This window comes from Labrenzia sp. 011, from assembly GCF_003075075.1.
GTDB lineage: Bacteria > Pseudomonadota > Alphaproteobacteria > Rhizobiales > Stappiaceae > Roseibium.
On record NZ_QCYM01000012.1, the window covers coordinates 83,938 to 110,242 of the forward strand.

Annotated in this window: 28 protein-coding genes and 1 riboswitch; of the genes, 18 read left to right on the forward strand and 10 right to left on the reverse strand. The window is 61.4% G+C overall.

The window, feature by feature from the left end; all coding sequences use genetic code 11:
• Nucleotides 1–26 precede the first annotated feature (26 nt).
• The gene (locus DCO57_RS14000; protein ID WP_116699594.1) at nt 27–1,202 is read right to left on the reverse strand and encodes a YbfB/YjiJ family MFS transporter; all 1,176 of its coding nucleotides are present in this window, start codon (nt 1,200–1,202) and stop codon (nt 27–29) included.
• 207 nt (nt 1,203–1,409) lie between these two features.
• A complete protein-coding gene (locus DCO57_RS14005; RefSeq protein ID WP_116699530.1) occupies nt 1,410–1,742 on the reverse strand; it encodes a hypothetical protein in 333 nt (110 codons plus the stop codon).
• 447 nt (nt 1,743–2,189) lie between these two features.
• Between DCO57_RS14005 and DCO57_RS14010 the strand changes: the two genes are divergently transcribed.
• The 4 genes from DCO57_RS14010 to DCO57_RS14025 all read left to right on the forward strand — a co-directional run bounded on the left by DCO57_RS14010 (nt 2,190) and on the right by DCO57_RS14025 (nt 5,005).
• A complete protein-coding gene (locus DCO57_RS14010; protein WP_116699531.1) occupies nt 2,190–2,792 on the forward strand; it encodes a superoxide dismutase in 603 nt (200 codons plus the stop codon).
• 265 nt (nt 2,793–3,057) lie between these two features.
• On the forward strand, nt 3,058–3,519 hold the full coding sequence (locus DCO57_RS14015) for a cytochrome c (protein WP_116699532.1): 462 nt from the start codon (nt 3,058–3,060) through the stop codon (nt 3,517–3,519).
• A 40-nt stretch (nt 3,520–3,559) separates the two neighbouring features.
• Nucleotides 3,560–4,492: a cytochrome c gene (locus DCO57_RS14020; protein WP_116699533.1), complete on the forward strand. Its 933-nt coding sequence runs from the start codon at nt 3,560–3,562 to the stop codon at nt 4,490–4,492.
• Between the two features lie 27 nt (nt 4,493–4,519).
• Entirely contained in the window at nt 4,520–5,005 is a 486-nt protein-coding gene (locus DCO57_RS14025; protein ID WP_116699534.1) for a GNAT family N-acetyltransferase, read from the forward strand.
• Between the two features lie 61 nt (nt 5,006–5,066).
• Here the strand turns inward: DCO57_RS14025 and DCO57_RS14030 are convergent, their stop codons facing one another.
• Both DCO57_RS14030 and DCO57_RS14035 read right to left on the reverse strand, forming a co-directional pair.
• Nucleotides 5,067–5,450: a hypothetical protein gene (locus DCO57_RS14030; protein WP_116699535.1), complete on the reverse strand. Its 384-nt coding sequence runs from the start codon at nt 5,448–5,450 to the stop codon at nt 5,067–5,069.
• 242 nt (nt 5,451–5,692) lie between these two features.
• Entirely contained in the window at nt 5,693–7,777 is a 2,085-nt protein-coding gene (locus DCO57_RS14035) for a S9 family peptidase (RefSeq protein WP_116699536.1), read from the reverse strand.
• Nucleotides 7,778–7,882: 105 nt separating this feature from the next.
• A riboswitch (cobalamin riboswitch) is annotated at nt 7,883–8,096 on the forward strand.
• A 106-nt stretch (nt 8,097–8,202) separates the two neighbouring features.
• On the opposite strand from DCO57_RS14035, the gene DCO57_RS23310 reads away from it, so the two are divergent.
• From DCO57_RS23310 to DCO57_RS14055, 5 genes are all read left to right on the forward strand, one after another.
• Nucleotides 8,203–8,478: a hypothetical protein gene (locus tag DCO57_RS23310; protein ID WP_133192683.1), complete on the forward strand. Its 276-nt coding sequence runs from the start codon at nt 8,203–8,205 to the stop codon at nt 8,476–8,478.
• Entirely contained in the window at nt 8,475–8,879 is a 405-nt protein-coding gene (locus tag DCO57_RS14040) for a DUF1636 family protein (RefSeq protein ID WP_116699537.1), read from the forward strand. Before DCO57_RS23310 ends, DCO57_RS14040 begins: the two co-directional genes overlap by 4 nt.
• On the forward strand, nt 8,876–9,649 hold the full coding sequence (locus DCO57_RS14045) for an ABC transporter ATP-binding protein (RefSeq protein WP_116699538.1): 774 nt from the start codon (nt 8,876–8,878) through the stop codon (nt 9,647–9,649). The genes DCO57_RS14040 and DCO57_RS14045 overlap by 4 nt, the downstream gene beginning before the upstream one ends.
• 16 nt (nt 9,650–9,665) lie before the next feature.
• Complete coding sequence (locus DCO57_RS14050; protein ID WP_116699539.1) at nt 9,666–10,601, forward strand: ABC transporter substrate-binding protein; 936 nt, start codon at nt 9,666–9,668, stop codon at nt 10,599–10,601.
• 102 nt (nt 10,602–10,703) lie between these two features.
• Nucleotides 10,704–11,693 carry an iron ABC transporter permease gene (locus tag DCO57_RS14055; RefSeq protein WP_116699540.1) on the forward strand — a complete coding sequence of 330 codons (990 nt, stop codon included), beginning with the start codon at nt 10,704–10,706 and terminating at the stop codon, nt 11,691–11,693.
• On the opposite strand, the gene DCO57_RS14060 is transcribed toward DCO57_RS14055, so the two are convergent.
• From DCO57_RS14060 to DCO57_RS14075, 4 genes are all read right to left on the reverse strand, one after another.
• Nucleotides 11,653–12,891 carry an MFS transporter gene (locus tag DCO57_RS14060; RefSeq protein WP_116699541.1) on the reverse strand — a complete coding sequence of 413 codons (1,239 nt, stop codon included), beginning with the start codon at nt 12,889–12,891 and terminating at the stop codon, nt 11,653–11,655. The genes DCO57_RS14055 and DCO57_RS14060 overlap by 41 nt on opposite strands.
• 269 nt (nt 12,892–13,160) lie before the next feature.
• Nucleotides 13,161–13,916 (reverse strand): transporter substrate-binding domain-containing protein, encoded by a 756-nt coding sequence (locus DCO57_RS14065; protein WP_208977948.1) that lies wholly within the window; start codon nt 13,914–13,916, stop codon nt 13,161–13,163.
• Nucleotides 13,917–14,075: 159 nt separating this feature from the next.
• Nucleotides 14,076–14,546, reverse strand: a complete 471-nt coding sequence (msrB, locus tag DCO57_RS14070) for a peptide-methionine (R)-S-oxide reductase MsrB (RefSeq protein WP_116699542.1) — start codon at nt 14,544–14,546, stop codon at nt 14,076–14,078.
• 171 nt (nt 14,547–14,717) lie between these two features.
• Nucleotides 14,718–15,695 (reverse strand): diguanylate cyclase, encoded by a 978-nt coding sequence (locus DCO57_RS14075; RefSeq protein WP_116699543.1) that lies wholly within the window; start codon nt 15,693–15,695, stop codon nt 14,718–14,720.
• 463 nt (nt 15,696–16,158) lie between these two features.
• Between DCO57_RS14075 and DCO57_RS14080 the strand changes: the two genes are divergently transcribed.
• From DCO57_RS14080 to DCO57_RS14115, 8 genes are all read left to right on the forward strand, one after another.
• Complete coding sequence (locus tag DCO57_RS14080) at nt 16,159–18,543, forward strand: putative monovalent cation/H+ antiporter subunit A (RefSeq protein ID WP_116699544.1); 2,385 nt, start codon at nt 16,159–16,161, stop codon at nt 18,541–18,543.
• Nucleotides 18,543–18,962: a Na(+)/H(+) antiporter subunit B gene (locus DCO57_RS14085; RefSeq protein ID WP_116699545.1), complete on the forward strand. Its 420-nt coding sequence runs from the start codon at nt 18,543–18,545 to the stop codon at nt 18,960–18,962. Before DCO57_RS14080 ends, DCO57_RS14085 begins: the two co-directional genes overlap by 1 nt.
• Nucleotides 18,962–19,339 carry a Na+/H+ antiporter subunit C gene (locus DCO57_RS14090; protein ID WP_116699546.1) on the forward strand — a complete coding sequence of 126 codons (378 nt, stop codon included), beginning with the start codon at nt 18,962–18,964 and terminating at the stop codon, nt 19,337–19,339. Before DCO57_RS14085 ends, DCO57_RS14090 begins: the two co-directional genes overlap by 1 nt.
• Nucleotides 19,340–19,344: 5 nt before the next feature.
• On the forward strand, nt 19,345–20,943 hold the full coding sequence (locus DCO57_RS14095) for a Na+/H+ antiporter subunit D (RefSeq protein ID WP_116699547.1): 1,599 nt from the start codon (nt 19,345–19,347) through the stop codon (nt 20,941–20,943).
• Nucleotides 20,940–21,416, forward strand: coding sequence for a Na+/H+ antiporter subunit E (locus DCO57_RS14100; RefSeq protein WP_116699548.1), 477 nt, complete (start codon nt 20,940–20,942; stop codon nt 21,414–21,416). The genes DCO57_RS14095 and DCO57_RS14100 overlap by 4 nt, the downstream gene beginning before the upstream one ends.
• Nucleotides 21,413–21,769, forward strand: a complete 357-nt coding sequence (locus DCO57_RS14105) for a cation:proton antiporter (RefSeq protein WP_116699549.1) — start codon at nt 21,413–21,415, stop codon at nt 21,767–21,769. Before DCO57_RS14100 ends, DCO57_RS14105 begins: the two co-directional genes overlap by 4 nt.
• A complete protein-coding gene (gene mnhG / locus DCO57_RS14110; RefSeq protein WP_116699550.1) occupies nt 21,766–22,116 on the forward strand; it encodes a monovalent cation/H(+) antiporter subunit G in 351 nt (116 codons plus the stop codon). Before DCO57_RS14105 ends, mnhG begins: the two co-directional genes overlap by 4 nt.
• A 318-nt stretch (nt 22,117–22,434) precedes the next feature.
• Nucleotides 22,435–22,851, forward strand: a complete 417-nt coding sequence (locus tag DCO57_RS14115; RefSeq protein ID WP_116699551.1) for a MucR family transcriptional regulator — start codon at nt 22,435–22,437, stop codon at nt 22,849–22,851.
• A gap of 142 nt (nt 22,852–22,993) precedes the next feature.
• Here DCO57_RS14115 and DCO57_RS14120 read toward each other — a convergent pair whose 3' ends face one another.
• Together DCO57_RS14120 and DCO57_RS14125 are read right to left on the reverse strand one after the other, a co-directional pair.
• Nucleotides 22,994–23,425, reverse strand: coding sequence for a SufE family protein (locus DCO57_RS14120; RefSeq protein WP_116699596.1), 432 nt, complete (start codon nt 23,423–23,425; stop codon nt 22,994–22,996).
• A gap of 352 nt (nt 23,426–23,777) precedes the next feature.
• Nucleotides 23,778–24,122: a DUF5330 domain-containing protein gene (locus DCO57_RS14125; protein ID WP_244287945.1), complete on the reverse strand. Its 345-nt coding sequence runs from the start codon at nt 24,120–24,122 to the stop codon at nt 23,778–23,780.
• A gap of 490 nt (nt 24,123–24,612) precedes the next feature.
• Between DCO57_RS14125 and DCO57_RS14130 the strand changes: the two genes are divergently transcribed.
• Nucleotides 24,613–26,298, forward strand: a complete 1,686-nt coding sequence (locus DCO57_RS14130; protein ID WP_116699553.1) for a HAMP domain-containing histidine kinase — start codon at nt 24,613–24,615, stop codon at nt 26,296–26,298.
• Nucleotides 26,299–26,305: the final 7 nt, after the last annotated feature.

Consider the following 26,305-nt stretch of genomic DNA (forward strand, 5'->3'; position numbering starts at 1 on the left):
GACGCGCGCTCTCGCGGTTGTCAGGGTCAGCGCAGCATCAGCAGCGCGGCGACAAGCAGCACAGCGGCGGCGGCGAGCGAGGGGGCCTGGAATGATCCGGTCAGATCGTGCAGCTGACCGGCGAACCAGGGTCCCACGATCTGGCCCACTCCGAAACTGGCGGTGAGAACGGCGAGCATCTGCCTGATCGCGGCGGCGCCTCCGGGACCGGCCAGCCGGCGGGCCTCGATGAGGCCGAGGGCCGTGATGCCCATGAAGGTGGCGCCCAGGAGCGCGGCTCCCGCAAGAAACAGGACGGGGATGTCGGCGACTGCCGTCAGGGCGACGCCGCAGGCTTCCAGCAGGCAGGCGAGGGCAAAGGCCCTGCGCGCGCCGATGTGGAATGCGATCCGGTTCCACACAAGGATCGAGGGAACGGCAGACAGACCGACAGCGAGCCAGACAAAGGCTTCACTGGACTGCAGCGCGGGCGTGGCGCGGGCAATGACCGATACGAAGGTCGCCGTGATCACATATCCGAAGCCGAACAGGCCATAGGCCAGGATCAGCCGCAGAACGGCGCCGTTGAGATATCGGGATTTTGACGCGGGCGGAGGATTCCCCGCGGCTCTGGTTGCTCCGGAGTCCGCGGGCTGTCCGGGCACCAGCCTTGCTGCGATGAGCAGAAAGACGAGGGTGGCGGCCCCGCCTGCCAGCCACAGGACCCGCCAGTTTGCGCCAATCCCGGACAGCCCCGCAACCAGCAGGGCGGAAAAGGCGATGCCGCAGCCAACCCCGGCAAAATGCAGCGCCGACAGGTCGCCGCGGCCGGCGGCATTGAGGCGCTCCAGAATCAGAGTCGTGGAAAAGACGAGAACGAAGGCACTGGCGATGCCTCCGGCAAGTCGGATGATCAGGAAGACCGGCAGCGAGGTGGTCGCCGCCATGGCGGCGCTGGTCAGAGCGCTGACGAAAAGAGCGCCGAGAAACCAGAAGCGGGCGGTTCCGGGCAGGGATCGGGACGCGGCCGCAACAGCTCCCAGCAGATAGCCGAGAAAATTCGCCGAGGCGATCAGCCCGGCATCTTCCGCCGTCAGCTTCAGGCCGTCGCTCATGAAGGGCTGGATCGGCGTGTAGACAAACCGGCCGATGCCCATGGCTGCCGCCAGGGCAAACAGCCCGCCGAAGGCAAGCGCAAGCGGTGCGCGGTCTTGTGACGGCATGCGGACCTCGAGAAAAAGACCGGTGGGGACGGCAGGAAAACCGGGGCGACGTCCGTCGAACCTGCCATGTCCGGCCGGGAATGTCACCGGTAATGCGCCGCTCCCGGGGTTCGGCGGAAACGAGACGCCCGGGTACGGGGGGCACAAAGGCAAAAGCCCCGCAATGCGTCCATTGCAGGGCTTTTTGCGCTTGGAAAGGCGCGTCGATCAGTTGGCGCGACGGACCGGCTGAACGGTCGGGGCAACCAGTGTGGTGTTGGCCCGCTTCGCCTTGCGCAGGGCGGTCGACTTCATGGAGTTCACCTTGTAGCCGGGGAGGGTCGACATTGCCTTGTGGATTTTGTCACACCTGTTCAGGCTTTCCCCGTAGCAATTGTTCGGATACCCCGCCGTGTGCTCGTTGCACCAGGAAATCCAGTTGTTGTAGCACTCGCCGAGGTTGCTTCCGTTGCCCGGGCCGGCCATGCTCGTCATTGTGGAAGCAAGAAAAACGCTTCCGGAAACAACAAGAGCAATCGTGTAAGTATTTTTGAAAATCATAACTTTATCCAATCAATTTTCAGCCGTTATTGGCTGTGTTGAAATAGATAAGTCCTGACCCCGGATTGCGTCGTGCTGGAAATCACACTTATTGACTTTTGCACAATATTGCTCTCAGCCAATGTGACGTGCGTCGCTGGACACGCCTCCAGGCGGGGTGCCGGATGTCTGCCGCCCCCTGTCCGACCGGCCTGTCGCCGACCATCAGGCAAATTAAAAAGAATTTTTTATTTTATTTTCGAGATCGGCGCTTGCCGTCCACGTCCGGCAATTCTATTTTGCCGCTCGACGCAGCCCTACGGGCTTTGGATCGGCCTGCTTGCATGTGGAACCACCTGACAGCAGGAGCGTTATACGATCCTGAGGTGTTGGAACGTCATCGGGGATTATATCCGCATGCAGGATTCCCTCGGGGCTGCCGGTCACCGACCTTTTGAGGAGTTTGTCATGTCTTTCGAATTGCCTGATCTGCCGTATGCATACGATGCACTGGCCCCCTACATGTCTGCCGAGACTCTCGAGTTTCACCACGACAAGCACCACCAGGCGTATGTCACCAAGGGCAACGAACTGCTCGCGGGCAGTGGCCTGGAAGGCAAGTCCCTGGAAGAGATCGTCAAGGGCAGCTATGGCAAGAACGCCGGTCTGTTCAACAATGCCGGTCAGCATTACAACCACATCCATTTCTGGAAATGGATGAAGAAGGACGGCGGCGGCACTTCCCTGCCGGGCGCACTCGCTTCCGCGATCGACAGCGATCTGGGTGGCTACGACAAGTTCCGTGCCGACTTCATCGCTGCCGGTGTCGGCCAGTTCGGGTCCGGCTGGGCCTGGCTTGCCGTCAAGGACGGCAAGCTTGAAATCATGAAGACGCCGAACGGGGAAAACCCGCTTGTTCATGGTGCGGCGCCGGTGCTGGGCTGCGATGTGTGGGAACACTCCTATTACATCGACTACCGCAATGCGCGTCCGAAGTATCTGGAAGCCTTCATCGACAGCATGATCAACTGGGACTATGTCCTGGAAATGTATGAAGCTGCTGTAAAATAAGACGGATTAATATCCGTTCCCTCAGACCCCGGTCCGCATGGACCGGGGTTTTTTGTTGTCCGGAGGCGTCTTGTCGATTGACGAACCGTCCGCGGATCTGCTCCCATCTCACGGGAGCGTGATTTTGCCCTTTTTCCTATTCGGGCTGTACTCCCCACGAACCATCCGTTTTCCCGAAGACGCGCGGGGAGGCGGAAGGCTGTCCGTTTGTGAAAGGGGGTGCTTCTCGCATCACCTGACTGTTTGTATCGAGAGGGAGACTTCCATGCACATTTTTCGAAAAGCCGCGGTTTTGGGGCTGATTGCAGGGCTTGGCCTGTCGGGTGCGGCTGCTCTGGCGGCTGACGACCCGATCGCGACCAGACAGGCGATCATGTCCTCCGTCGGCGCTGCGGCCGGGCTCGGTGGTGGAATGATGAAAGGCGAAATCGCCTATTCTCCGGCCGCCGGCAAGGCAGCCATCGCGACAGCGCATGCGGCTGCGCTTTCCTTCGGCGACTTCTTCCCGGCCGGGTCCGACCAGGGCGACACGGGCGCTGCGGCTCCGATATGGGAAGATGCGGACGGTTTCGCGGCAGAGCTTGCCAAATTCCAGGCCGCCACCGCGAGCGCTGCCCAGGCCTCCGGAAGATCCGGACCGGCGGATATCGATGCCTTCAAGGCGGCCTTCGGCCCCGTGCTCGGTACTTGCAAATCCTGTCACGAGACTTACCGTAAGAAGAACTGACCGGCAGTGAGCCGGATGTGAGACGCTTCGGAGAGGCCCCATGAAAAAGGCTGCAATTGCCATTGTGATGCTCGTCCTGGCCGGGGCGGGTGTTGGCTGGGGCCTTTCCGCTCCGACCCGCATCAGCGGGTCGGAGGCGGCCGCGCTGAAGGAAGGCGATGCGGCCAGAGGTGAACTGGTGTTCTGGGCGGGCGGCTGTGCGTCCTGCCACGCCGCGAAGGGAGCTTCCGGTGACGATCTGCTCAAACTGGGCGGCGGCCTGAGACTGGAAACGCCGTTCGGCGTGTTTGTTGCCCCGAATATTTCCCCGAGCACGGCTGACGGGATCGGCTCCTGGTCGCTGGTCGACTTTGCCAATGCGATGACCCACGGCACGTCCCCGGACGGCGAGAACCTGTACCCGGCCTTTCCCTATACGTCCTATGCGCGCATGAGCGGGGCGGACCTGGGCGATCTGTTCGCCTTTCTGAAATCCCTGCCGGCGGTTGACGGCAAAGCGCCGCCGCACGAACTGGGTTTTCCCTTCAACATCCGCCGCGGCCTGGGGCTTTGGAAACGGCTCTATCTGGACCCCGCGCCCGTGATTGCCGCGCCGGCGGCCGGTGTCGAGGTCGACAGGACCCTTTGGGAACGCGGCCGGTATCTGGTGGAAGGTCCGGGGCATTGCGGCGAGTGTCATACGCCGCGCGATTTGGCCGGCGGACTCGTTCTCGCGCAGTGGCTGGGCGGTGCGCCCGCGCCGACCGGCGAAGGCAAGATCCCCAATATCACTCCCGTCGAAAACGGCTTCGGCAGCTGGAGCGCGGCTGACATCGCCTATTATCTGGAAAGCGGCTTTACACCCGAATATGATTCTGTCGGCGGCGAAATGGTTCATGTTCAGGAGAACATGGCGCGACTTCCGGCGAGCGACCGGGAGGCGATCGCCGCCTATCTGAAAGCCTTGCCGCCGGTCCCGACCGCTTCAGACTGACCGGTCCTCCTCCAGAAACGAAGTCCGATGACGGCCCATAAAAACCTTGCAATTTCTGCCGTGAAAACGGCCGAGGACCTCGATGTGGTCAAATCCCTGTTCCGGGCCTATGTGGACTGGCTGGCGATCGATCTTTCCTATCAGGGCTTCGAGGAGGAACTGGCCGGGATGCCCGGCAAATATGCCCCTCCGTCCGGCGCTCTCTATCTGGCGAAGGATCGCGACGGCAGCAGCCTTGGCTGTGTCGGGCTGCGTCCCTTCGCGCGGCAGGGGTGTTGTGAAATGAAGCGGCTCTACGTGCTGCCCGCCGGGCGCGGGCGTGGTGTCGGCAGGGCGCTGATCGAACGGGTTCTGGAAACCGCGGCACAGGCCGGATACAACGAGATGCTTCTCGATACGCTGCCCTCCATGACCGGCGCCATCAAGCTCTACAAGGCGGCCGGTTTCGAGGAGATCCCGGCCTATTACGACACGCCGGTCGAAGAAACGCTTTTCTTCCGCAGGACGTTATAGCAGCCGACGGGGCCCCGGGCGGCAGGCGGGATCCTCCTGCTGCAGTGCATTTGCCTGCGTCTCAGGCCGTATAGGGCGAGCAGCGCATGTAGCGCGGCACGTCGATATAGCTGTGCATGACGCTCAGATAGGCCTGGCATTCCGACTGGGTCTTGAAGCACCCGGCTTGCGAGATCCTGTACTGGTCCCCGAAGTTGTGCACCAGGCCGCTGGCGATCGCTTTCCAGCCGGAACCGCTGAAGGTCCGGCAGTCATAAGGCGTGTTGTAGGTGTAGGGGATGCTCTGCCGTGTCGTGCTGAAACCGGGAGCGAACAGCAGATCCGAGGGGGTCTGATATTGCTGGCAGGCGGCAAGGCCCATGGCGATGGTCACAACAGCGGACAGGTGCAGGCCGGTCTTCAGGCCACGGGCCGCTTGCAGGGAACTGCGGGATATGCGGTGCATGGCGAACTCCAGTGATCTGCGCGTCTTGGGGTGTGAACTCATTGGTGAAGCCGAAATGGCATGGGAAATGGCGAAAGACCGATTTGCAATGCCCTAGACTTGATCCGAAGACCCGGACAAAATCAAGTCACGATCCGCAGAATGCCGGTCGCAGGCCCTGTCATGCCCGGTTCTGACGGGGAGGCGCCGGGGATTTCCTGGTCCCCGACAGGCCGGACCCGCGGGCGGGTCCGGCGCGAGGCCTATGCCTTGCCCGTCACCATCAGGGCGAAAGCCTGATTGAGCGCAACTTCCTTCAGCCGGTCGAAGCGGCCGGAAGCGCCGCCGTGGCCGGCTTCCATGTTGGTCTTGAGCATCAGCAGGCTGTCACCGGTCTTGAGCGCGCGCAGCCTGGCCACCCATTTGGCGGGTTCCCAGTAGGTGACGCGCGGATCGGTGAGGCCGCCGATGGCCAGGATCGCCGGGTAGTCCTGCGCCGTGACATTGTCGTAGGGCGAATAGGAGGCGATATAGTCGTAGGCGCTCCTGTCGGACACCGGATTGCCCCATTCCGGCCATTCCGGCGGGGTCAGCGGCAGGGTCTCGTCGAGCATGGTGTTGAGCACGTCCACAAAGGGCACCTCGGCGATGATGCCGCCGAATTTCGCCGGCGCGAGATTGGCGACCGCGCCCATCAGCATGCCGCCGGCGGAACCGCCCTGGGCGACGATCCTGTCATGGGAGGTGAACTTCTCCGCCACCAGATGATCGGCCGCGGCGATGAAATCCGTGAAGGTGTTCTTCTTGTTCTCCCGGCGGCCGTCCTTGTACCAGCGGAACCCCTTGTCCTTGCCGCCCCGGATATGGGCAATGGCATAGACGAAGCCCCGGTCCACCAGCGACAGGCAGTTGGTGTTGAAACTTGCCGGAATGGTGATGCCGTAGGAGCCGTAACCGTAGAGCAGAAGCGGCGCCGACCCGTCCAGTTTGGTGTCCTTGCGGTAAAGCACGGAGATGGGCACGGTTTCGCCATCGGCGGCCGGAGCCATCAGGCGGCGGGTGACATAGTCCGCCGCATTGTGGCCTGAGGGAACTTCCTGCTCCTTCCGCAGCACCCGCTCGCGGGTCTCGACATTGTAGTCGAAGGTCTGTGAAGGGGTCGTCATGGACGAATAGGAAAAGCGGATGGTCGCCGTGTCGAACTCGTAGCCGCCGCCGAGGCCCAGGGAATAGGCCTCCTCGTCAAAATCGATGGAATGCTCGATATTGTCCGCCAGTCGGCGGATGACGATGCGCGGCAGGCCGTCTTCGCGCTCCAGACGGGTCATGAACGTCTTGTAGACGCAATGGGACAGGATCAGGCAGCCCGGCTTGTGGTCGACCAGATCCGTCCAGTTGTCGCGGCCCGGATTGTCCCTGGGGGCGGTCACGATCTTGAAATCTTCCGCATCGCCCGCGTTCGTGAGGATGTAGAGCGTGTTTCCGTTGTCATCGATGGAATATTCGATGCCGGTTTCGCGCGGTGCGATCAGCACCGGATCGGACGTCGGCCGGTCGGCTGGGATCATCCAGACTTCGGAGGTTTCGTGGTCGTGGATCTCGATCACGATGGTGGCGCCCGACTGGGTCTTGCCGACGCTCATGAAGAAGCCCGCGTCCTGTTCCTCGTAAACCAGCACGTCCTTTGCCGGATCGGTGCCGATTTCATGGCGGAAGAGTTTCGAGGGCCGGTGATTGGCGTCGAGGCGGATATAGAAGACGAACTTTCCGTCCGCCGAAAAGACGCCGCCGCCACCGGTGTCCTCGATGCGATAGTCCAGGTCCCTGCCGGTGGCGATGTCGCGGATCTGCAGGGAATAGAATTCCGAGCCCTTGTCGTCATAGGCCCAGGCGAGCAGCCTGTGATCCGGTGACTGGCCGGCCCCGCCGAGCTTGAAATAGGGCTTGCCTTCGGCCTCCCGGTCGCCATGCAGGAGCACTGTCTCCTCACCGCCGTCGCGCGGCGTGCGGAAGAAGATCGGCTGCTGGCCGCCGGTTTCGTATTTTATGCCGTAAGCATAGGGGCCGTCGGGGGAGGGGACCGAACTGTCGTCTTCCTTGATGCGCCCGCGCATCTCGTCGAACAGCTGTTCCTGCAGCTTGCCTGTGGGCGCCATCCGGGCGTCCTGATAGGCATTTTCGGCCTCCAGATAGGCGCGGATATCCGCATCCAGCACGGAAGGGTCGCGCATGACCTCCTGCCAGTTTCCGGCGCGGAGCCAGTCATAGTCGTCCTGGCGGGATATGCCGTGGGTCTTGTGGGTGAGCGGGCGCGCTTCGGCGCGCGGGGGAAGGGCATCCTGTTTCATGGTGCAGGAGGTAGGATTTTTGATCCGCGAAGGCAAGGGGGCTGAGTGTTCATGACCGCTTGTTGCAAAACCTTGCACGAAGCTCATTGACACTTTTCCCGAAGTCCTTCAGGCATGTGTCATGGTTCTCGAATCCAGTGTCTGGATCGGGATTAAAAGGGAACACGGTGCGGCGTAGCCAGAAGGCACCAAATCCGTGACTGCCCCCGCAACTGTGAGCGGCGAGCGAACCTGAAAGCGCCACTGGGAGTTTCCCGGGAAGGATCAGGCAAGCTTCGACCCGCGAGTCAGGAGACCTGCCATTTCACCTTCAACCTCAACCCGGGCGGGGTGCCCCGGAGGAGCGAGTGATATGACAGTTCAGCCGCAACCGGCTCCGTTTGACATTCGGTTCTTCGACACTCCGCGCAATCGCGGAGGGCGACATGAACCGGTTCCAACGGAAAAAATCCGAGCATAATTCCAGTCTTCTTGCGCAGGCCGACAGTCTTGGCGACCGCGTGGCGCGCGCCATGCGTGCCAATGGGGTCATTCATCCCCATGCAGAACAGGACTTGCGTTATGTAATAACATTACGTAATCATCCGCGGTCCACGGTGAGCGGTGACACTCAGCGGCAGGGCAAGTCCGGACCGGAAACGTCAGTGGGCCATGCGGCGCCGGTGCCGCATCCGGTCGTCAACAAGGGAGAATTTCGATGAAGTCGGAACCGCACCGGATTTTTGTCTGCACCTCCTGTCGGGACAAGACGACCGGGGGGCGGCCCGGTCCTCAACTGATCGGCAGGCTGAAAAGCGCACTCCGGTCGGTCTGCCCGGTTGCCGATACCGATTTCATCGTCTCGGGCGTTGCGTGCATGGCGGGGTGTGCGCGGCCGTGCGTGGTGGCGTTTCAGGCCGCCGAAAAGGCGGCCTGGCTTTTCGGGGATATGGACCCGCAAGCGGATGTCGACGACCTGGTGGCGTTTGCGCGCCAATACCGGGATATGGGGGATGGCTGGTGTTCTTCCGGACAGCGCCCGGGCAAACTGCGCAGGACTGCGCTTGCGCGGGTTCCGGCGGCACCTGTCCCGGCCGGATCTGACGGAAAGGTCTCCCTTTGACCGGGGCCCGCCTTTCCGTCAGCAGTATCAGCTGGAAGCCCGGACGCGGTGACCTGCTTCTTCATCCGATCAGCTTCGACCTCACGCCGGGAGAAATACTGGGGATCGCCGGGGCCAACGGGGCCGGGAAGTCGACGCTTCTGCGGCTGCTGTACCGGTTTCTCAAACCGGTCAGCGGATCCATTCTGGTCGATGGACGCGATATCTGGCGCCAGTCCGCGCGGGAAACGGCGCGCAAGGTCGCTGCTGTCCTGCAGGAGCAGCCGACGGATTTTGCGCTTTCCGTGCGTGAAATCGTTGCGCTGGGCCGGCGTCCGCACGGGTCGGGATTCGCCGCCGCCGGAAAGCGGGATGGCGAAGTCGTCGACGATGCGCTGGACAGGCTGGGACTGCTGGGGTTTTCCGAGCGTTCCTTCGGCTCGCTGTCCGGTGGAGAGCGTCAGCGGGTGATGGTTGCCAGGGCACTTGCCCAGGAACCGGCGCTGCTCATCCTTGACGAGCCCACCAACCATCTCGACATCCGTCATCAGCTCGAAATCGTGGAGCTTATCGGCACGCTCGGCATCACCATCGTGACAAGTCTGCACGATCTGAATCTCGCCGGCCGGGTCTGCGACCGGATTCTCCTGTTGCGCGAAGGCAGGGCCGTTGCCTGCGGTCCGCCGGGGGAGGTGCTGACGCCCTCCCATATCGAAACGGCCTATTCGGTGCGCGCGCAGCTGGAAAACCTGCCATCCAGCGAACTGCCGCATCTCACTTTTCATCTTTAGAGCCTGGAGAAATCACATGAAACGTTTCGCCCTCGGCATGATTGCCCTGTCCTTCGCCGGTCCAGCGCTCGCGCAGAGCACGGTCCTGAGTTGCGGTCGGGAAGTGGTCTTCGATGCTCCGCCCGCAGCCGCTGTTTCGAACGATGTCAATCTCACGGAAATGATGCTCGTACTCGGCCTGCGGGATCGCATGGTCGGCTACACGGGCATATCCGGCTGGAAAACCCTGGACGAGGACATGCGTGCAGGTGTCGCGGAACTGCCGGAGCTGTCGGAGAAATATCCGACGAAGGAAGTCCTGATCGGGGCCGATGCCGATTTCTATTTCGCCGGCTGGAATTACGGAATGAAGGTGGGAGGTGAAGTCACGCCACAGACGCTGGAGCCCTTCGGAATCAAGGTCTACGAGCTGACCGAGTCCTGCATCCATATCGGCGACAAGCCGAAAGTCACCATGGAGGACATGTACAAGGACCTTCTCAATCTGGGGACAATTTTCTCGGTAGAGGAGCGCGCCGCCGATCTCGTGGCCGGGTACCGCCGGGAACTGGACGAGATAGCATCGACCCTGGCAACCGATGGGGAACCGCCGAGGGTGTTCGTCTACGACAGCGGTGAGGACAAGCCCTTCACGGCCGGCCGTTATGCAATGCCGACAGCTCTGATCGAAGCTGCCGGAGGGGTCAATATTCTGGATGACTTCGAAAAGAGCTGGGCGGTGATCGACTGGGAAACCGTTGTCGAAAGAAATCCGGAGGTTGTGGTGATCGTCAACTACGGCAATGTGACCGCGGAGCAGAAGCGCGACTTCATGAAAGAGAACCCGGCTCTTGCCGGTATCGATGCGGTCCGCAACGACCGTTTCGTTACCCTTGAATATGTGGAGGCTACGCCCGGACCGCGGAATATCCAGGCGGTCAGAAAGCTCGCCCAAGCCTTGCGGGGGCAGTAAGCCTTGCTGCAACAGTCAAACTGGAGACCCGGCCGGAAACCGCCCACGGGATCAGAGCTGGCAGGGACGCGGAGCAAATACGGCTTGTTGCTCCTGTCAGGGATGGCGGTTCTCGGGTTTTCCGTGATGGTGGCCGTGTCGGTCGGTTCGGTGACGGTTCCCGTCGATACGGTCTTTGGCATTCTTGCCAACAAGATCGTTGCGGGAGCCGTTGCTGCGGACTGGTCGTCGGGCCGGGAAGCGATTGTCTGGGAGATCCGCTTCCCTCGGGCCCTGCTTGCCGGTTTCGTCGGAGCGGGACTTGCCGTTACCGGCGCAGCGTTGCAATCAGTGACGCGCAACCCGCTCGCCGACCCGCATCTGCTCGGCATCTCGTCCGGCGGTGCGGCGGGCGCCATCTTCGCGCTGTTGCATACAGGGCTTTTTCTGGGGCTGATGACCGTCCCCCTGCTGGCATTCGCAGGCGCCTTGCTGGCGACCCTGACGGTGCTGGGGGTGACGCATTTCGCGTCGGCGACAAGTGCCGACCGGCTCGTGCTGGCCGGTGTCGCGGTCTCGTTCATCGTCATGTCGCTCGCCAATGTGCTGATTTTTCTGGGGGACCCCAGGGCAACTCACACGGTTGTCTTCTGGATGCTCGGCGGCCTCGGACTGGCACAGTGGAACCAGCTCCTGTTCCCGCTGGCAATCCTGCTCGTCACCGTCCCCTATCTGCTGATGAAGGCGGGTGATCTCAACGCCATGACCATTGGCGATGAGACGGCATCAACGATCGGTATCAACGTCGTGCGATTCCGGCTGACCGTTTTCATCGTCGGCGCGCTCATCACCGGTGTGATGGTCGCCTTTTCCGGGATCATCGGTTTTGTCGGGCTGATGATCCCGCATATCGCGCGGTTTCTCGCGGGCGGGAGCTACAGCCGCGTTCTGCCGGTTTCGATGCTGCTGGGCGCCATTTTCCTGATCTGGGCCGACATACTGGCGCGTACGGTCATGGCGCCGGAGGATATACCCATCGGCATCGTCACGGGGCTGATCGGTGGCCTGTTCTTCATCTACCTGCTGCGATCAAGGTCCGTGGGCGGCCGTTGAACAGGATGAAGACCATGATGGAGATGGTGACGAAGTTCCAGGCAATCCCGTTGAGAAAGGCCACCTCGTAGGAGCCGGTCAGATCGTAGATCCAGCCTGACAGCCAGCCGCCGAGCGCCATGCCCAGGATGGTCGCCATGATCACCAGTCCGACGCGCTGTCCGGCTTCGCGTGCCGGAAGATACTCGCGGACGATCACGGCATAGCTCGGCACGATGCCGCCCTGGGCGAGGCCGAACACCAGCGACACCAGGTAGAGCGACGCCAGGCCGGAAACGGGGATGAAGAGGAACAGGGCCGCGCATTGCAGGACGGCGCCGATCAGCAGCGTCTTGACGCCTCCGATCCTGTCGGCGAGGTAGCCCGACACCAGGCGGCTGATGACGCCGGTGCCGGTCATGAGGGCGATCATGTCCGCGCCGGGGGCCACGCCGTAGCCGAGATCGACGCAATAGGCGACGATATGAACCTGCGGCATGGACATGGCGACACAGCAGCCCAGACCGGCGATCACCAGGAGAATCTGCAGCGTGGTGGGGCTCAGTCCGGTCGTATGCTGTCCGAAGCCTCTGGCGCCGGCTGTTGCCGCCATCGCGTTTTCCGGAGGCGGGCGGCGCAGGATCAGGGACAGCGGCAGCATGGCCACAAGGCAGATGACGGCGATCATCAGGTAGGTTTCGCGCCAGTCCGCCGTTGCCAGGTTCCACTGGATGAGCGACGGCCAGACGACCCCGGCAATATAATTGCCGCAGGCGACGCTGCCGACGGCCAGACCGCGGCGCTTGACGAACCAGTGGGAGATATCGGCGATCAGGGGACCGAATGTCGCCGAGGTGCCAAGGCCGATCAGGACGCCCTGCGCCAGCGAAAAGAGCCAGATATCGGGGGCAATGGCGGCAAGGGCAAAGCCGGCGCTCAGGCAGAAGGCCGACGCAATGACCGGCGGAACGATGCCGAAGCGGTCGGCGAAGCGGCCGAGAATGTAGTTTCCGGCCGCGAAGCCGAGCATGGTCGCGGTATAGGGAAGGGAAGCGTCCGCCCGGTCGACACCGAAATCCGCCTGTACGGCCGGCAGCACGATGACCACGGCCCACATGCCCGCGCCGCCGAGCGTGCTGAGCAGAATGGAAATCGCCAGACGAAACCAGGCATAGGGCCCGTCCTGGACATAGGGATCTGGGGAAATGGCTACGGACATTGTCAGCGCTCGGTATCTTGCGTGACCCTTGGCCTATCAGTTTCTCGAAACCGGCACCAATGAATATCCGTGAAGCCATTCAGCAGTTTTGGGAATGGAAGCCCGGAGACGTGCTTGCGCTGCTGACCGCTGAAAGACCCTCAGCCATGTAATTCCACCCAAGTACAGCACCGCTGCATGCAGAACCGGAACCCGGTGCGCAGGGGCGAGCGCAAGCGAGCTCCATCGGGCGGCAAGCGGCCGTGAAGGACGGCGAAGTCGCCGGCTGCTCACATTTCGCCACCATAGCGGTCGATGATCTGCCAGTAGCGGGGATCGCGCCAGACTTTCGACACGGCTTTGGTAAGGCGTGCCCGGATCTGCGGATCGATGGACTTGTTGGCGGCCAGCCATTGAATGCCGTGAGTCACCGGGGCGCCGATGACCAGGCGTGCGGGGTCGTAGCCCAGTTTCCTGAACATGTAGTTGGCCCGCAGGGACATGGTGTACCAGGCATCGATCCGGCCGGTCTGGAGCATGGTGGACATCTGTTCGGCGGACGGGATTTCCGCATAATTCGTGAGGCCGGCGCGTTTGAGAATGCGGCTCCGCTGACTGCCGAGATGGACGCCGACGAGCTTGCCGGTTTCAATCGCCTTCTCGAAGGTGTCGAGGGGCTGATCGAGTGTGACAAGGGCGCTCTCAGTGTGGAACAGCGGCGCAATATAGGCGAATTTCTCCCGTCGTTCCTGCGAACTGGCGACAGTGAACAGCAGGGCTCCCGGGGTTGTTTCCGCCAGGATCTGGGCGCGTTTCCAGGGCGCGAAGCGGATATCGAATTCGAGCCCGGCTGCCTCGGCGACGAGTTCCATCAGCTCGACGGCAATACCCTTCTGTTCCTGATCGATCGACAGCGGCGGAAGGTAGCCGGTATAGGCAATGATGCGGTCTGCGGCCTGCCCCGGCAGGGCAAGAAACAGCAATGCAGCAAAACCGCAGACCAGAACCCGAAAGCTCGCCGTCACGCAATCACACAAGACAAACAAGGGTCATCTCCCACAATTCCTGTAAGTGTTATTGTGATTTATATCAGGTGCAGGTAACCGAAATATAAACGGATATCCGATAGGATATTGATCCCGCAAAGGATTTCCGAAACAGATTCCCTAGGGTCAAGGCGGCTCGGCGGCGTGCCTGCCCGTGCGTCAGTCGTGGCCGGACTCTGCGTTGTCCGACGCGACGGGTGGACGTCCGCCGTGGACGAAGGTCATCGCGTGGCCATTCATGCAGTACCGCCGACCGGTCGGTGGCGGGCCATCGGGGAAGACGTGACCAAGATGGGCATCGCAGGCTCTGCAACGGATCTCGGTGCGCATCATGCCGTGGGAATTGTCCTCAAGTTCGCGGACCGCGTCGGGGCTGACTGCCTGGAAGAAACTCGGCCAGCCGCAGCCGGCGTCGAATTTGGTGTCCGACATGAACAGCGGCGCTCCGCAGCACACGCAGTCATACCGGCCGATCAGCTTGTTGTCCCAGTAGGGACCGGTAAACGGCCGTTCCGTGCCGGATTGCCGTGTCACGTAAAACTGCTCCGGTGTCAGCTGTTTCATCCATTCGGCAGTGGTTTTTCTTACTTTCGGGGCATCGTCGTCTTGCCGGACGGTGTCATCGCTCATGGGAAATTTCCTGCTGTTCTTTTCGGACCGGAGATAGGGAGAAGGGGCACTGAAGGCAAGGCGACCGGCGCGGCCGGCCGGGTCACGATTCCGATGTTAGCGAGGGGAGGGCGGGGAATGCAAGGAAACCGAGGGGCGGCACCGTTTTCCTCCGGTTGCGTCCTCAGGCGGTCAGCGGGCCAGAACGTTCATCACCGTCTTGACCCGGTTGCCGCCTTCCTGGCGCGCCTGGAAAACGCAATTCTCCGCCGCTGCGAGTATGAACTCGGGGCTTTCGCAGACCCCGGTCTGTTCGGCGACCGCGCAGGCCGCGCCGACGGACGCCGTGACGACACCGTCGCCGGATACGGCATCAGAATTGGGAATGCCGAGATCGTGGATGGCGACATGTATATAGGCGCTGATGGTCTCGGCCCCCAGTTCATGGGTTCTGGGCAGAAGAATGGAAAATTCGGAGGAAGCGGTGCGGGCGGTGACGTCCGCCGGCCGCCTGGCGATGTCCTTCAGGGTTTCGGCAACCCTGGTGAGACAGTCTTCCACGGCGGCGGGGCCCTTTTGCTCGGCCAGCGCATCGAAGCGGTCGAGCGAGACCCTTATCAGGCTGGTGTGGGTTTTCTCGCGCAGCGCAATTGCCCACTCGCGTTTCAGGCTGTCTTCAAAGGCGCGGCGATTCAGAAGACCGGTCACCGGATCGGTCTGCGTGGCCGCCAGCAGCTGGGATTCCAGCTCCTTGCGCTTTGCGATGCTGCGCAGATAGACCGCGAAGGCATAGGGGGCACCGTTGCCATCTTCCAGGAGATGCGTGCTGACTTCGGCCCAGACCACCGGTCCGAAGGCTGACCTGAACTGAAGGTCAGCGCGGGGCAGGGGGCGTTCGGGATCGCCCTTGCCCGAAAGGATCTGCTGCAGCAGATCCGCGTTGGCGTCCGAACCGTCCACATGGACAAGGCTCTCCAGATGACCGACGAGCTTTTCCGCCTGCCAGCCGAAGAGACGTTCCGCCGCAGGCGAGATGAACAGGGGCTTTCCGCGCGGCTCAAGCAGTATAACGGCTTCGTTACTGAGTTTTACGAGCGATTCAAAGTCGATGTTCGTCGGTCGGAGCGGTTCCGGGCCGGAGGGAATGTCCTTGCTGGATTCCAAAGCCATCTTTGCCTCACTCAGAATGCCGGTGGCAGTTCTGGTAAAACTGAACGGTATTTACGTCGAGAAATCAAGATGTTTACACGGAATGACAGTCGGAGGGAGGTTCCATGGGCAATTGCGCCATTGTCGGGATATGATCGGAGCGGATATTCTCCCGCTGGAGCTTGAATAGACAAGGTGAACAGGGTACAGACCCGCCAAATCTGTTTTCAGGTCGGTCAGGAATAGGGTGTATTCCGGGCCTGAAAGCGCTGGATGACTGTCGGAGTTTCCGGCTTTTGTGGGACAGGTGGCAGGTTTTGCGGAACGGTCCTCCTGATGCGGGAGGGTTCCGGCAACGTCCTGTTCACAGTCCTTGGCATTAGGCATGTCATAAAATTTCAAGGCGGCTATTATCCGGCGGAATGATGTTGATTCGCAGTATTCGGCACCGGCCGTTTGCAGCAAAACGTGACGAAAGATCAGTATGACGCCAGCAGCGATCGACGACACCACTCTTCTTGCCGTTCTGGCGCCCTTCGCGGCCGCTGTCGTCGCGCCTGTCCTGACACGCTGGTTCAAACACAATGCCGCCTGGCCGCTGGCGCTGGTGCCGGCGTTGATCTTCCTGCATTTCACCGGGTTCATCGGGCCGGTCTCTCATGGGGAGACCTTTGTCGCCTCCAAGGCCTGGGCGCCCAGCTTCGGTGTCAATTTCTCGGTCTATGTGGACGGGTTGTCGACCCTGTTCGCATTGCTGATTTCCGGCATCGGCACGTTCATCATCCTGTATTCCGGCGGCTACCTGAAGGATCATGCGCAGCAGGGGCGGTTCTTCTCGTTCATGTTCCTGTTCATGGGGTCGATGCTCGGCCTTGTGCTGGGCAACAATCTGATCTCGCTGTTCATCTTCTGGGAGCTGACGTCCATCACGTCCTTCCTGCTGATCGGTTTCGACAACCTGCGTGCCGCCTCCCGGCGTGCCGCGCTGCAGGCGCTGCTGGTGACAGGCGGTGGCGGCCTTGCCCTGCTGGCGGCCTTCATCCTGATCATCTCCGCCACGGGCGAGATCGAAATGTCCGCGCTTCTGGGATCGCCGGACATCATCAAGGACACGGGGCTCTACCTGCCGATCTTCCTGCTGGTGCTTGGCGGGGCGTTTACGAAATCGGCCCAGTTTCCGTTCCATTTCTGGCTGCCGAACGCCATGGAAGCGCCGACCCCCGTGTCGGCCTATCTGCATTCCGCCACGATGGTGAAGGCCGGCGTGTATCTGCTCATGCGCATGCATCCGCTTCTGGGCGATACGGTGCTCTGGACGACGATTCTGCCACTCTTCGGCGGGCTGACCCTGCTTGTGGGGACCCTGCTTGCGGTGCGCCAGACCGACCTGAAGCTCATGCTGGCCTATACGACCGTGGCCTCGCTCGGCCTGCTGGTCATGCTTACGGGCACCAGTCATGAAAAGGCCCTGGAAGGAGCTGTGCTCTATCTTCTGGCCCATTCGCTCTTCAAGGGCGGTCTCTTCATGGTTGCCGGGACCATCGATCACGAGGCCGGGACGCGGGATGTGACCAGGCTCGGCGGGTTGAGGTCGGCGATGCCGATCACCTTTGCCGCCGCCTGCCTTGCCGCCCTGTCCATGGCCGGGCTGCCGCCCTTCATCGGCTTCATCGCCAAGGAAGTCCTTTATTACGGCACCTGGAACTGGCCGGGCGCCGGCCTGGCCGTCACGCTGACTGCGGTGGCCGGCAACGCCCTGATGCTGGTGATTGCCGCCGCCGTCGCCCTCAAGCCGTTCATGGGGCCGAAGGTCGAGACCCCCAAGCATGCCCATGAGGGGCCCGTCCTGCTCTACGCCGGGCCGGTGGTCCTGTCCCTGACCGGGCTGGTTCTCGCGCTGATGGCGCATACGACGGGCGAACTCTTCGTGGGGCCGACCCTGTCCTCGCTGACCGGCGAGGCCACGCACGTCGAACTTCATCTGCTGCCGACATCGTTCAACGCACCGCTGATCCTGTCCCTCATCACCATCGGCCTGGGCATCGTGCTGTTCACCCAGCTCGACAGGCTGCGCGCGCTGATGGGCGCGGTGCTGGCGGCCATCGGCTGGGGGCCGGACAGGGGGTTCGATCAGTTCGTGGCAGGCATTGTCGGCTTCTCCGGCCGTTTCACCCGTCTTGTCCAGACCGGCAACATGCGGACCTACATGATCGTGATCTTCGTCTTCACGGCGATTGCCGTTCTGCTGCCGGGCTATCTGACCGGCGGTTTCCCGGCGATGCCCGACATGCCGGTCTACCGTTTCTACGAATGGGGCATTTTCTTCATCGCGGCGCTCGGCCTGGTCGCGGTCCTGATCGCGAAGACCCGGCTGACCGCCATTGTCTCGCTGGGCATCCAGGGATTTGCCGTGGCGCTGATCTTCATGATGTTCGGGGCGCCGGACCTCTCGTTCACCCAGTTCATGGTGGAAACGCTCTCCGTGGTCATTCTGGCCCTGGTCATGACGCGGCTCAACCTGATGCCGAACGATCACCGGCCGCTGCCGGTCGCCCTTCTGACAGGGGCGGTTGCCTGCGCGGCAGGGCTCGGAATGACCCTGACCCTGCTTGCCATCACCCAGCAGCCGTTCGACACCCGCCTGTCGGATTTCTTCGCCCAGTACAGCCGGGCGATTGCCCACGGCCGCAACATCGTCAACGTGATCATCGTCGACTTCCGCGGCTTCGACACGCTTGGCGAAATCGCGGTGGTCGTACTTGCGGGCCTGTGTGTGCTCGCCCTGATCCGGGTGCGCACCAAGCCGGACAAAACCGCTGAGGCATCGACCGTGAATGCCCGGCAAGCCCAGGTCTCGGAGGCCCGCTGATGCGTACGATCATCTTCCGCACCATCGCGCCCTTTCTGACGGCGCTGATGATCCTGTTTTCGGTCTTTGTGCTGCTGCGTGGCCACAATGATCCGGGCGGCGGCTTCATCGGGGGCCTGATCGCGGCTTCGGCGCTGGCGATCTTCGGTATCGCCTGCGGGGTGGCCTCGGTGCGCCGCGCCATCTACTTCCATCCGATGGGCGTTTCCGGTTTCGGGCTGTTTCTGGCGGCGCTTGCCGGGATACTCTCCTTTTTCAAGTCTCAGGCCTATATGACCAGCCAGTGGCTGATTTTCGAGCTGTTCGACGTGGAGATCGCCCTGTCCACACCGATGGTGTTCGACATCGGCGTGTATCTCGTCGTGGTGGGGGCGATCGGCTCCATCGCCCTTGCGCTGGAAGAAAGGGAGAACGACTGATGGAAACCGGTGTCGTTATCCTGATCGGCCTGTTTTTCACCGTGGCCATCTATCTGATGCTGTCGAAGTATCTGGTACGGATGCTGCTGGGCATCGCCATTCTGGGAAATGCGGTGAACCTGCTCATCTTCACCAACGGGCGCCTGCTTCGCGAAGTGCCGCCGCTCATCCCGGAGCATCTCTATGTGCCGGAAGTCGTTACCGCGAACCCGCTGCCACAGGCGCTGGTGCTGACGGCAATCGTGATCTCCTTCTCGTTTTTCGCCTTCCTTCTGGTTCTCGCCTTCCGGGCCTACCAGGAGCTGGGGACTGACGGTGTCAATGAAATGCGTCTCGCCGAACCTGAAGACGACCCAACTCCGCCGCAGGGATACTAAACTTCATGGCCGGTTCTTCCGTTTCCGTCGATCTCTCCCAAGCCATGGCGACCGCGCCGGTCGCCGCCGGCGACTGGCTCGTGGTGGCCCCTTCGCTGCTCACCATATTGGGCGGGTCGCTGTGCCTGATGCTGCGCAAGAATACCGATCTGCAGCCCAAGGTCGGCATCGGGTTTCTGGGCGTGCTGGTGCTGGCCAATGTGGCGCTGCTGCTGCGCGTGCTCGATCACGGCGTCATCACCATGGTCATGGGCAGCTGGCTGCCGCCGTTCGGGATTGCCTTCACCGTCGATACGCTGGGGGCGACGCTGTCGCTCATCGGTGCGATCGTGGCGTTCTGTGCGGGCGTTTACGGCGCGGCGACCGTGGACAGCACGGGCCGCCGTTACGGTTTCTATCCGTTCCTGCTGCTCATGATGACCGGCGTGTCCGGTGCCTTCCTGACCGGCGACATCTTCAACCTCTATGTCTGGTTCGAGGTGCTCCTGATCTCGTCCTATGGACTGCTGGTTCTGGGCAACGATCGCATCCAGCTGGACGGGGCCGTCAAATATGGCGTGCTCAACCTGGTCGGCACCAATCTCTTCCTGATCGCGACCGGCATGCTTTACGGCATATTCGGCACGCTCAACATGGCCGATCTCGCCCAGAAGGTTGCTTCCCTGGAAGATCCGGCTTCCGGCACGCTGGCGACGGTCGCTGCGCTGTATTTTCTTGCATTCGCCATGAAGGCGGCGGCCTTTCCGGTCAATTTCTGGCTGCCTGCCTCCTATCACACACCGAATATCGTCGTGTCCGCAGTCTTTGCCGGGTTGCTGACGAAGGTCGGCGTCTACGCTTTGATCCGGGTCTTCGTCCTGATCCTGCCGGCCTCGCTCGGCTATCTGTCGGATGTGATCTCGGTGGTGGCCATCGCCACGCTGCTCACGGGCGCCCTGGGTGCATTGGCGCAAAGTGAAGTCCGCCGTCTTCTCGGGTATGTGGTGATCGCCGGCATCGGCTCGATGCTGGCCGGTGTCGCGGTCGGAACGACGCTGGCGATTTCCGGTGCGGTCTTCTATGCCGTTCATTCGATCATCGTGATGACGGCGCTGTACATGATGGCCGGCGTCATGGCCATGCTGGGCGGTTCCTACGATCTGCGCAGACTCGGCGGGCTTTATGCCAAAAGCGCCGCCTATTCTGCGGTGTTCCTGGTTCTGGCCTCCGCGGTCTCCGGCCTGCCGCCCTTTTCAGGCTTCTGGCCGAAGGTCATGCTGGTCAAGGCGGCCTTTGCCGATGACCGGGCCTGGCTCGGAGCGGCCATTCTGGTCAGCGGGTTCCTGACGATGCTGGCCATGGGCAGGGTCTGGATATTCGCCTTCTGGCGCGGTGGCCCGGAAGGAACGCCTGACGGCAAGACCGCATCGGTGACGACCGTCCCGGCCGATGGTGCGCCGCAGGTCTCAGGCGGGGCGGTCTGGGTGCCGCTGGGCATTCTCACAGCGCTTGTGATCTACATCGGCGTGCAGCCCGAATGGATGCTGAAACTTTCCACGCAGGGGGCGGGCGGTATCGTTGAGCCGCTCGATTACCTGCGGTCGGTCTTTGGAGTGCCGGGATGACAAGTCTCTTTCTGATCAACATTCTTCTGGCGCTCGCCTGGGGCGCGGTCACGGGCAGCTTTTCGGAAGTCAATCTGACCTTCGGCTTCGTGCTCGGCTTCGGTGCGCTCTATCTGATCCGTGAGCAGGTGGGCACGGTCAGCTATTTCCAGCGCTTCGCCAAGGGAATCGGGCTTGCGGCCCTTTTCGTCTACGAACTGGTGCTGTCGGCCTGGCGCGTGGCGATCATCGTGCTCAGGCCCCGGATCAACCTGCAGCCGGGCATCATCGCCTTTCCGCTGACCGTGGACAGGGATTTCGAGATCACCATGCTGGCCAATCTGATCACGCTGACGCCGGGTACGCTCTCGGTTGACGTCTCCGAGGATCGCAAGACGCTCTATGTGCATTGTCTTGACGTGCCGGATCCGCAGGCAACCATCGACGACATCAAGAACGGTTTCGAGCGTAAAATCCTGGAGGTGTTCAGATGACTTCGCTTGAAGACTTTTCATCGGCGTTTCTGGATTTGTCCGTCAGCATCTCGCTGGCGATCCTGACGATTTCCTTCGTCATCATCGTGGTGCGGACCGTCAAGGGGCCGAGCCTTCCGGATCGGGTCGTGGCGCTGGACATGCTGGTCGCGGTGGGAATCGGGTTCATCGCCGCCATCGGGATCCTGACCGGCTACTACCTTTATATCGACATTGCCATCACGCTCGGTCTGGTCGGTTTCCTGGCAACAGTCGCCTTCGCGCGCTTCGTCCTCAATCGCGGCCTGGCCGGTGACGAGACGATCATGGCGGAAGTCGATGAAAGCATCAAACGCAGGGAGGCGGGAAAATGACTGCTGCCGTGGAAATCGTCACCGGCCTTATGCTTATCATCGGCTCGCTGTTCGCGCTGGTGGCTTCGGTCGGTCTGATCCGGCTGAAAGATGTCTACATGCGCATGCATGCGGCATCGAAAGCGGGCACGCTGGGGTCCGGAGTGATGCTGCTGGCCATGGCCGTCCATGCGAGCGATCTTGCGGTCGTGACGCGGGCGATCGCCGGCATTGTCTTCTTTCTGCTGACCGCCCCAATTTCGGCCCATTTATTGGCGAAAGCTGCATATGCTGCAGGTTATCGTCCCTGTGCCGACACAAAAGAAGATGCCCTTGCGGAAACAATCAGGCCCAAGGCGCAGGAGTGATTCCGGGTTTTTGTGTTGCTGTGGATAAAGACCGGGCAGGCGGCAATACTGTCCCTCCATTGTCAGTATAGATGCACACCAAACAGTCAATATTTGTAGAATTTGATTTTTATTGACGCTATCTCGTTTTTATTTGATTTGTGGGGTTGCCGTATCAGATAGCCGACGATATAAGGCTGTGACGATTACCTGCAAAGTAGAATCGGGTTTGATTTCCAAAGTCCGCAAGTAACAGAAATTCTTTGAACGCTTGCGATACCAATTTTTTGCAGGTTAACACCGAAATTTGAATTGAATTCAGTAAAGAACGGGTGAAATATGACTGATAGTCCGGTGGATGCAAATCTGATTGATCTAACCGCAGACATTGTCTCAGCTTATGTGAGCAATAACACTGTTGCGTCTACAGATCTGCCGAGCCTGATCAACGAAGTTTATGGCGCCTTGCAGAAAACCGCGACCGCTTCCAACGAGCCGGAGCCGGAGCCGCTGAAGCCTGCAGTGCCGGTCAAGAAATCGGTCATGCCGGATTTCATCATCTGCCTGGAAGACGGCAAGAAGTTCAAGTCACTCAAGCGTCATCTGCGCACCCACTACAACATGACCCCGGAAGAATATCGGGAAAAGTGGGACCTGGGCGCAGACTATCCGATGGTGGCGCCGAATTATGCAGCTGCCCGCTCCGAACTGGCCAAGAAGATGGGCCTCGGCCAGCAGCGCAAGCGCTCGAAGTAAAATCTGTCAGAGCCAGCAGAAACGACATGGAGCCGCCCACCGGGCGGCTCTTTTTGTTTCAGGCGCCTGGTGGGAGTGCTCTGTTGCCGGCTGGCATGCCCTACATGCCGAGCACGTTGTGTTCAGCTGAATGACAGGCGCTTCAAGCGGCAGCCAGAGCGGTCTCGGCGTCCGCACGGATCCGTCCGACCATGGACCTGAGCCCGTTGGAGCGCTGCGGTGTCAGATGGTCCTGCAGACCGAGTCTGGCAAAAACGCCATCGACATCCGTATCGAGGATCTCCCTGGCGGTCTTGCCGTTGAAGAGGGCGGTTACCACCGCCACGAGCCCCTGAACAATCAGGGCGTCGCTGTCCCCCTTGAACGTGAGCATCGGGGCGCCATCCGGGCCCTTGCCGACGGAGGTGATCAGCCAGACCTGCGAGACGCAGCCACGAACCTTGTTGGCATCCGTGCGTTCTTCCGCCGATAACGGCGGAAGCTCCCTGCCGATGTCGATCAGGTATTTGTAACGATCTTCCCAGTCATCCAGAAATTCGAAAGTTTCGAGGATTTCGCTTATGTCTGTCGTCATGGCGCCGGTCTTTGAAAAAGGGTCGTTCCCCATATAGAGCCTGTGGCGGCAAATATGAACCATTTGATTGGGGAAAGCCGTTCGGGTGCGCGTACAGTCCCGCGATCGTGCGGATGCGCAGACGATCCGGCGGAAACGCCCGAACTCTACGGGGACATCCGGGGGCGATTGGGAAGAAGGAAAAAATTTCGCCGCAGATGAAGTGGGCAGCAGTTCATCTGCGGCGCAGCGGACGAGACCGCTGAAGTGAAGCCGTCCTTGCGGTGCTGCCGTGCAGCACCGCGTCAGCGGGGCACAATCGACCGTTTTCGGATCCAAAGGGGGCGGGGATCCGGACCAACGGCCTGTGTGCTCAGGTCTTGCGACCCGAGCGCGGTTTGGACCGTGGTACCGGTCCAAACCCTGTCTCCGCAGGGGAGACAGTCTCCAATGCCGGCTGCAGCAGGGCGCCAGCGGTGGAAATCTCATGGGGCACACCGGCCTGCGGTGCACTGGTCGACCCTGTCACCAGGGCGTCGTCTTCGGAACGCTCGGCGATCTGCGTGTCGAGAAACTCGTAGACGATGCGGGCGCCGTCGCGGGCGCGGCTGCCAATGACCGTCAGCGCGTTTCCGCCGGTCTCGCAGGCTCGCGGATTGCGTGAGCAGAAGCCGCTGATGTCCGAAACGGTTGCCTGAGCCACGAGAAACGCGGACACGGGATCAACCTTTTCCGTTATGGGGGTGCTTTCCCGATCCGATCCCAGAGGAATCAGAACCAGCACCAAGGTTAGCCAGAAGGCCGTCCTCAAGAGAAAGAACATATCGCTACCCAGTCTGTTCGATCTTGGGTGCCTTTCTACTGTCGGCACCCTTGTTATGGAGACACCATAGCAAGGACATGAGAATGGCCGGTTGAATCGGAAGGACGAATTTTCATAAAATGAATCAGGTATTTGAGGCAAATTTTCTGAAAAATTGATTCAAATTTTAGCCAATCCCGTACAAGTATCTGAACAAAAGGGCATTTCCGGATTTTTTCCCGATTTGAATTCATCCTTTATCGTTCCTTAAGTGCTCGGGCACACAATGGCTTTACAGGAGCTGCGAGCGGGAATTCCTGCGTCTGTCGTGTGGTAGTGTAGAGTGCGTAACCTTTTGAGTTTTCTGAAAAATTTGCTGAGCCATTGGGCCTCGCGAGTCGACGGGATGATTCATCCCCACGCCGCCGGGGACAGTTTTCTGGCGCCGTTGCATCGGTCGTTCCTGATCAGCGCCATGCTGAGCGGCGCCGTCGCGCTTTTCGTCCTGCCCCTGCATCTGGCACTTGCCGGACCGCCGCATGTGGCCGAAATTCTGGTTCTGGCCTGGATGCTGAGCCAGTGGCCGCTGGCGCTCTATCTGTCGCAATCGGGCGATCTCAACAAGGTGATCGCGGTTTCGGCCTCGCTTTTTGCCTGCACTGTTGCCGCGATCTGTTTCCTGACCGGAGGGAGTGCTTCCTTCGCGGCCATCTGGCTGCTGATACCCCTGGTGGAGGCGGCCTTTGCAACCAGCCGGAAAACGCCGGTGCTTGTTGCCGCGCTTTGTACTGCTCTGCTTGCCGCCATGGCGTTTCTGCCGCTGCCGGAGCTTCAGTTCGAACCCTCGCCGGGGCCGGCGCGGTTTGTCACGGCTCTTGCCGCGCTCATCTATGCGGGCATGCTGGCCTACCGGTTGTCCGGGGACCGGCGGCGGGCCCGGACCGCGGTGCTTGCCTCCGAAAGCCGGCGGCAACTGATCAGCCAGAGTGTCTCGGAGGTCTTCTGTGAACTCGACTCCGGCGGACGGATCCGCGTTCTGGGTGGACCGGTAAAGCAGATGTTCGGGGGACTGCCGGATGCCGGCAGCGACGACTGGCTGTTTCAGCGGCTGCATGTGGCGGACCGGCCGCTCTATCTGACCAGATTGTCCGATGTCCGGCACACCGGCGAGCCGGCAGTGTTCGATGTACGCATGCGGATCGGTGCCAGTGTTCCCGGCGAAAGCGGCCAGGCGGAATACCGGCAGCTGCAATTGCATATCAAGGCGCAAGGGAACGACGGAGCCGCTTCGGCGGATCGCAGACTGCTCCTTCTCATTCGGCAGACGGGAGCGGGGGATGTCCTTGAGCGCGCGGAAGCTGCTTCCCCGTTGCAGGAAAGCCGGACCGCCGGCATTTCGAGAACCCTGCTTGAAACCGCCGGTCTGGATGCGCGCAAGGTTCTTGCCGAAATGATCGCCCAGGCAACGGCGTTGCAAGCCGGTGCAGGTGCCGCACCGGGAACAGCCGCGCATGCCGCCGCCGACCGGATGAAGGCGGCTGGGGAAGCGGGTCTTGAAAGGCTGGACGCTGTTCTGGAATTCCGGCCGGAGATGTGCGTGAGCGGCGAGCCGGACTACGGCACGATCGATGTTGCAGCCTGTCTCGCAGACTGTCGCAAACTGGTGACGGTCCTGGCTGACCGGCGCGGGGTGGAGATTGAAACAGATACCGCCGCCGATTTGCCGGCCGCGGTCGCGGACGAGAAACGTCTTCGCCAAGCAGTGTGTTTCATCCTGTCGGACATGATCGAGACCTCGGAACACGGAGCCGTGGTTACGGTCTCCGGACATGCGGATTGCAACGGTCTGGAAGTCGTGCTGTCCGTCAGAAACCGGCTGTCCAGTCTGAGCTGGAGTTCGGAGGCCTCCCGGCCGGTGCTCGATTTCGCAAGCGACCTGCTGGAGGCAACCGGGGGCAGTCTGTCGGTTCTGACCATGCTGGGACATGGCGAAAGTGTCGCCCTGCGTCTTCCGGTTCGTTCCGTCCAGGTTCTGCGCCCGGCCCCGTCCCAGGCTGATACGGCCGGCCGGCCGTTCGCGAGAACTGCGTAGGCGGTGG

Bases quoted from the DNA above. Each gene is read 5' to 3' on its own strand.
- DCO57_RS14000 (WP_116699594.1), bottom strand. From the start codon at position 1,202: ATGCCGTCACAAGACCGCGCACCGCTTGCGCTTGCCTTCGGCGGGCTG.
- DCO57_RS14005 (WP_116699530.1), bottom strand. From the start codon at position 1,742: ATGATTTTCAAAAATACTTACACGATTGCTCTTGTTGTTTCCGGAAGC.
- DCO57_RS14010 (WP_116699531.1), top strand. From the start codon at position 2,190: ATGTCTTTCGAATTGCCTGATCTGCCGTATGCATACGATGCACTGGCC.
- DCO57_RS14015 (WP_116699532.1), top strand. From the start codon at position 3,058: ATGCACATTTTTCGAAAAGCCGCGGTTTTGGGGCTGATTGCAGGGCTT.
- DCO57_RS14020 (WP_116699533.1), top strand. From the start codon at position 3,560: ATGAAAAAGGCTGCAATTGCCATTGTGATGCTCGTCCTGGCCGGGGCG.
- DCO57_RS14025 (WP_116699534.1), top strand. From the start codon at position 4,520: ATGACGGCCCATAAAAACCTTGCAATTTCTGCCGTGAAAACGGCCGAG.
- DCO57_RS14030 (WP_116699535.1), bottom strand. From the start codon at position 5,450: ATGCACCGCATATCCCGCAGTTCCCTGCAAGCGGCCCGTGGCCTGAAG.
- DCO57_RS14035 (WP_116699536.1), bottom strand. From the start codon at position 7,777: ATGAAACAGGATGCCCTTCCCCCGCGCGCCGAAGCGCGCCCGCTCACC.
- DCO57_RS23310 (WP_133192683.1), top strand. From the start codon at position 8,203: ATGAACCGGTTCCAACGGAAAAAATCCGAGCATAATTCCAGTCTTCTT.
- DCO57_RS14040 (WP_116699537.1), top strand. From the start codon at position 8,475: ATGAAGTCGGAACCGCACCGGATTTTTGTCTGCACCTCCTGTCGGGAC.
- DCO57_RS14050 (WP_116699539.1), top strand. From the start codon at position 9,666: ATGAAACGTTTCGCCCTCGGCATGATTGCCCTGTCCTTCGCCGGTCCA.
- DCO57_RS14055 (WP_116699540.1), top strand. From the start codon at position 10,704: ATGGCGGTTCTCGGGTTTTCCGTGATGGTGGCCGTGTCGGTCGGTTCG.
- DCO57_RS14060 (WP_116699541.1), bottom strand. From the start codon at position 12,891: ATGTCCGTAGCCATTTCCCCAGATCCCTATGTCCAGGACGGGCCCTAT.
- msrB (WP_116699542.1), bottom strand. From the start codon at position 14,546: ATGAGCGATGACACCGTCCGGCAAGACGACGATGCCCCGAAAGTAAGA.
- DCO57_RS14075 (WP_116699543.1), bottom strand. From the start codon at position 15,695: ATGGCTTTGGAATCCAGCAAGGACATTCCCTCCGGCCCGGAACCGCTC.
- DCO57_RS14080 (WP_116699544.1), top strand. From the start codon at position 16,159: ATGACGCCAGCAGCGATCGACGACACCACTCTTCTTGCCGTTCTGGCG.
- DCO57_RS14085 (WP_116699545.1), top strand. From the start codon at position 18,543: ATGCGTACGATCATCTTCCGCACCATCGCGCCCTTTCTGACGGCGCTG.
- DCO57_RS14090 (WP_116699546.1), top strand. From the start codon at position 18,962: ATGGAAACCGGTGTCGTTATCCTGATCGGCCTGTTTTTCACCGTGGCC.
- DCO57_RS14095 (WP_116699547.1), top strand. From the start codon at position 19,345: ATGGCCGGTTCTTCCGTTTCCGTCGATCTCTCCCAAGCCATGGCGACC.
- DCO57_RS14100 (WP_116699548.1), top strand. From the start codon at position 20,940: ATGACAAGTCTCTTTCTGATCAACATTCTTCTGGCGCTCGCCTGGGGC.
- DCO57_RS14105 (WP_116699549.1), top strand. From the start codon at position 21,413: ATGACTTCGCTTGAAGACTTTTCATCGGCGTTTCTGGATTTGTCCGTC.
- mnhG (WP_116699550.1), top strand. From the start codon at position 21,766: ATGACTGCTGCCGTGGAAATCGTCACCGGCCTTATGCTTATCATCGGC.
- DCO57_RS14115 (WP_116699551.1), top strand. From the start codon at position 22,435: ATGACTGATAGTCCGGTGGATGCAAATCTGATTGATCTAACCGCAGAC.
- DCO57_RS14120 (WP_116699596.1), bottom strand. From the start codon at position 23,425: ATGACGACAGACATAAGCGAAATCCTCGAAACTTTCGAATTTCTGGAT.
- DCO57_RS14130 (WP_116699553.1), top strand. From the start codon at position 24,613: ATGATTCATCCCCACGCCGCCGGGGACAGTTTTCTGGCGCCGTTGCAT.